Origin of the sequence: Mycolicibacterium arseniciresistens, from assembly GCF_030519285.1 — a bacterium.
Classification (GTDB): domain Bacteria; phylum Actinomycetota; class Actinomycetes; order Mycobacteriales; family Mycobacteriaceae; genus Mycobacterium; species Mycobacterium arseniciresistens.
This window is the reverse complement of the sequence record NZ_JAUMSQ010000129.1, coordinates 1-4,256: the sequence shown is the minus strand read 5'-3', so window position 1 is coordinate 4,256 and position 4,256 is coordinate 1. Positions and strand designations below refer to the sequence as shown.

At 72.4% G+C, this 4,256-nt stretch carries 4 protein-coding genes and 1 pseudogene; 1 reads left to right on the top strand and 4 read right to left on the bottom strand.

All coding sequences use genetic code 11. The features are described from left to right. The 3 genes from Q2100_RS17075 to Q2100_RS17065 all read right to left on the bottom strand — a co-directional run. Positions 1-517, bottom strand: a 517-nt coding sequence (locus Q2100_RS17075) for a fibronectin type III domain-containing protein (protein WP_407667642.1), incomplete at its 3' end; no start/stop codon positions are given. Continuing rightward, positions 514-1,335: an SGNH/GDSL hydrolase family protein gene (locus Q2100_RS17070; protein WP_302915036.1), complete on the bottom strand. Its 822-nt coding sequence runs from the start codon at positions 1,333-1,335 to the stop codon at positions 514-516. The genes Q2100_RS17070 and Q2100_RS17075, both read right to left, overlap by 4 nt. Beyond that, entirely contained in the window at positions 1,328-2,578 is a 1,251-nt protein-coding gene (locus Q2100_RS17065) for an SLC13 family permease (RefSeq protein ID WP_302915035.1), read from the bottom strand. Before Q2100_RS17065 ends, Q2100_RS17070 begins: the two co-directional genes overlap by 8 nt. An 83-nt stretch (positions 2,579-2,661) precedes the next feature. Here Q2100_RS17065 and Q2100_RS17060 point away from each other — a divergent pair, with 83 nt between their 5' ends. Next, positions 2,662-3,681 carry a glycerophosphodiester phosphodiesterase family protein gene (locus Q2100_RS17060; protein WP_302915034.1) on the top strand — a complete coding sequence of 340 codons (1,020 nt, stop codon included), beginning with the start codon at positions 2,662-2,664 and terminating at the stop codon, positions 3,679-3,681. On the opposite strand, the pseudogene Q2100_RS17055 reads toward Q2100_RS17060, so the two are convergent. Further along, positions 3,674-4,256, bottom strand: a pseudogene (locus Q2100_RS17055) (MBL fold metallo-hydrolase); the annotation flags it as partial. The gene Q2100_RS17060 and the pseudogene Q2100_RS17055 sit on opposite strands and share 8 nt — an antisense overlap.

Below are 4,256 nucleotides of genomic sequence, written 5' to 3'. Positions count from 1 at the left end.
TGATGTCGCCCGCGGCGGGTGAGCCGATGCTGTCGCTGACGAAGCGGCCCTTGCGCGCGGCGTTGAGCATCGGGGTGCCCTGGTCGCCGAAGCTGGTGAACCGCAGCGGGGCCCGGCCGCGCGGGGCGGTGCGCACGGTGCCCAGCGCGGGCTCGGCGCCGTCGTGCACGGCGGCGTAGACGTAGTTCGTGCCGGGCCGCAGCGCGGTCAGCCGGGCGTGGTGGGCCAGGATCTCCGTGCCCGACATGGCATCCCGATAGCCGGTCGTCTCGGCGTCGGCCACCTCGCGGAACCCGTCGGCGGGCGTGCCGTAGTGCACGCGGGGGTGGCGCACCGGCGCCGCGGTGTGCCAGGACACCACGACCTCGGTCGCGGCGTCGGCGCCGAACTGCAGGTGGAGTCCGCCGACGCGCGGGGCGGCGGAGCCAGGATCGTCGGGCACGTCAGCCGTGCTACTCGGCCATTGCGAACGGCACCTCAATGGTGCGTGAACGCCGGCATGCGGACACCACGTCAGCCGACGCTGATGAGCGTGTTCGACTTCGGCTCGATGCCCGCCCCCGGTGTCATCCGTCGCAGCCGCCGGATCGCCCACGGTGCGGCGAACGAGATCGCCCACCGGACATTGGTGTACACGTCGGCGCCTGACGTCGGCGCGGGGACGAAGTTCGGCACCGGCGCCGCGCGTGACCCGGTGTCCGGATGCGCCTCGAGCACCCGCGCCGCCATCACCTCGTGGCCGAGAGGCGAGAGGTGCACCCGGTCGCCGTCCCACAGCAGCGGGTCGCGGAACTCGTCGAACCGCCAGAAGTCCACCAGGCCGATGCCGAGGTCGTCGGTGGTGGTGCGCAGCAGTTCGTTGTAGATGGCGGCCCGGCCGCGCAGTCCGCGGAACAGCGGCTTGGCGCCGAGGTCGGGTGCGGTGAAGGCGAGCACCACCGCGCCGGTCTGCTGCAGCGCCTTGAGCCCGTCGGCGTAGCGGGCCATCACCGCGTCGGTGTCGACGGCCAGCGCCATCAGGTCGTTCATGCCTGCGTACACGGTGATCAGGTCGGGTTCGAGCAGCGCGCACAGCGGGATCTGCTCGGCCACGATGTCGTCCATCACCCGGCCACGCACGGCGAGGTTGGCGTACCGGAAGCCCGGATGGTCCTCGGCGAGGTGGGCGGCCACCCGGTCGGCCCAGCCGCGCAACCCGTTCCTGCTGCCCGGATGCGGGTCACCGACCCCTTCGGTGAAGGAGTCTCCGATCGCGACGTATCTGCTGAACGTCACCACGGGTGCAATTGTGCCCAGTCCCGGCCGGATCCGCTCGGTACGCCACGGCTCAGACACCGATCAGCCGGATTCCGGCCCAGAGCGCGACCACCGCGGCGACCAGGGTCAGCGGCACGGTGACCAGTCCGACGCGGCTGAACGCGAGCGCGCCCGCCGGGATGTCGTGTCTGCGGACCACGTTGCGCCACAGCAGGTTCGCCAGCGATCCGACGTAGGTGAGGTTGGGCCCGATGTTGACCCCGATCAGCACCGCGAGCACGGCGGCCGGGCCTGCGCCCGCGATCAGCGGGAGCAGCACCAGCACCGCAGGCAGGTTGTTGACGACGTTGGACAGCACCGCGGCGACGGCCGCGATCCCCAGCAGCGCGGGCAGGGTGTGGCCGCCGGGCAGCACGTCGCGCATCCCGTCGTCGAGGCCGTGCACCATCACCGCCTTCACCACCACGCCGAGCGCGAGCACGAACGCCAGGAAAGGCACGTTGACCGCTCGCGCGATGCCGGCCACCGAACTTCGGCGCTGCGCGAGGCTGCGCAGGCCGAGCACCACCGCCCCGGCCAGTGCCGCCCAGGCCGGTGCCAGCCCGGCCAGCGAGGTGAGCGCGAAGCCGAGCAGCGTGAGCGCCAGCACCACGAGCACGAACACCGGCACCTCCGCGGGCGGCGGGTGGTCGGCGTGCCGCGGTGTGACGGCCAGATCGCGGGCGAACAGCCAACGCAGCAGCGCGAACTCGACGAGAATCGTGACCAGCCAGGGCAACGCCATCAGTGCGGCGAACCGGGTGAACGACAGCCCGGCCGCCGCGAATGCCAGCAGATTGGTCAGGTTGGACACCGGCAGCAGCAGCGACGCACTGTTGGCCAGGTGGGCGGTGGCATAGGCGTGTGGCCGCGCCGGTATCGACAGGGTCGCCGCGGTGGCGATCACCACCGGCGTCAGCAACACCACGGTGGCGTCCAGGCTCAGCACCGCGGTGACGGCGGCCGCGACGACGAACACCATCCGCAGCAGGCGCCGCGGATCGCCTGCGCTGACCCGGGCCATCAGCACGCCCGCGGCGTGGAACAGCCCTTCGTCGTCGCACAGCCGCGACAGCACCAGCACCGCGGCCAGGAACCCGACCACCGGCAGCAGTTCCCGGATCTCGATGGCGGCGTCGTCGAGTGAGATCGTGCCGATGCCGACCAGCAGCGCCGCGGCGGGCACGGCGACGACCGCCTCGGGCAGCCCGCGCGGGCGGACCACCGCGAACGCCAGCACGACGGCGAGCAGCAGCAGGCTCATGACCAACGCGCGTGACATCCTTCCGAACTTTCGATGACGAAACTGCGTTGGTCCGCCTCGAGCCTGCCTGCGGCTGCGCCGGCGCCGATAACGTCTCAGCCATGCGCAGAGCTGCCACCCTCATCATGCTCGTCGCCGCCGCGGTCGCGTTCGGCGGCGCACCCCCTGCCGCCGCGCAGCCGTCGGGCTTCGATCTGCAGGCGCACCGGGGTGGGCGCGGCGAGACCACCGAGGAGTCGCTGCGGGCGTTCACCAAGGCGCTCGAACTGGGGGTCAGCACGCTCGAACTCGACATCGTCGTCACCAGGGACGACCAGCCGCTGGTGTGGCACGACCCGAGGATCGAACCGGAGAAGTGCGCGGGCACCGCCCCGGCGTTCCCCGGCGACCCGCAGTTCCCCTACGTCGGCAAGCTGGTGCGTGAGCTCACCCTCGCCCAGATCCGCACGCTCGACTGCGGCAAGCTGCTGGCCGGCTACCCCGACGCCGAAGTGGTGCGGGGCAACAGGATCGCCGTCCTGCCCGAGGTGTTCGCCCTCGCCGACGACTTCGGGGCCGACGTGCGGTTCAACATCGAGACCAAGGTGGAGGCCGAACACCCCGAGCAATCGGCGCCGCCGGAGGTCTTCGTGGACGTGATCCTCGCTGCGGTGCGGGCGGCGGGCAAGGTGGGCCGGGTCGACATCCAGAGTTTCGACTGGCGCACGCTGCCGATGGTGCGCCGGGCGGAGCCGTCGATCCCGCTGGTCGCGCTGTGGGACGAGACCACCTGGGTGCCCGGTTCGCCGTGGCTGGCCGGCATCGACCCGGCGGCGACACCCGACCCGATCGCGGCCGCGCTGCGAGTCGGCGCGAACATCCTGTCGCCGGGCTACTCGGTGCCCTACGGGCAGACGCCCGCCGATCCCGGCTTCGCGCTGGTGGCCGACCGGGCATTCGTCGACCGGGCACACGCGGCGGGCCTGCGGGTGATCCCGTGGACGATCAACGACGAGGGCGCGATGCGTGCGCAGATCGCCGCGGGCGCCGACGGCATCATCACCGACTACCCGACCCGGCTGCGCGCGGTGCTGGCCGACCTCGGGATGCCGCTGCCGCCTTCGTATGTCCGGATCAGGTGAGCCAGGGATCTTCGCGCTGCCACAGTGTCGGCAGGTGCAGCGGCATGCCGTCGGCCTCGGCGAGGCGGGTGAGCACGCGCACCGAGAAGTCGAGGTCGTCGCCGGCGTAGGGCAGCGCCCGCAGCGGCCGGTGCAGCGGCCGGAAGAAGTCGTCCCAGTGGATGAGCACGACGCGGCGGGCGCCGACCGCGCGCACCACGTGGGTCCAGTAGTCGACGAGGTAGCGCTCGGGCTGCACGCCGAGCTGGCCGACCCCGAGGTAGACGACGTCGGCCTGGCTGCCGTCGAGCGCGCCGGGCACGAAGCCCGCGCTGCCAACGATCAGCAGCCGCCGTCCGGTGGGGGAGTGCTCGATCATCGTCGACCACGCCTCGCCGCAGCGGTAGGCCGACGCCCGCACCGGCGGCGTGACGGGTTCGGTGATCGCACCCGGGAACCGGTCGGGTGGGCAGTGTTCCGACTCGAGAAGCGTGACGCGGTAGGCGCCGAGCGTCATCGCCGTCCCGGGTTCGGCGACCAGCAGCCGGTCGGCGGGCAGTCCGTGGCCGCGGCCGACCTGGGCGGCCGAGGCGCCG

What these genes read in the sequence shown, in the direction of transcription:
- Q2100_RS17060 (WP_302915034.1), top strand. Translation starts at nt 2,662, where the DNA reads ATGCGCAGAGCTGCCACCCTCATCATGCTCGTCGCCGCCGCGGTCGCG.
- Q2100_RS17065 (WP_302915035.1), bottom strand. Translation starts at nt 2,578, where the DNA reads ATGTCACGCGCGTTGGTCATGAGCCTGCTGCTGCTCGCCGTCGTGCTG.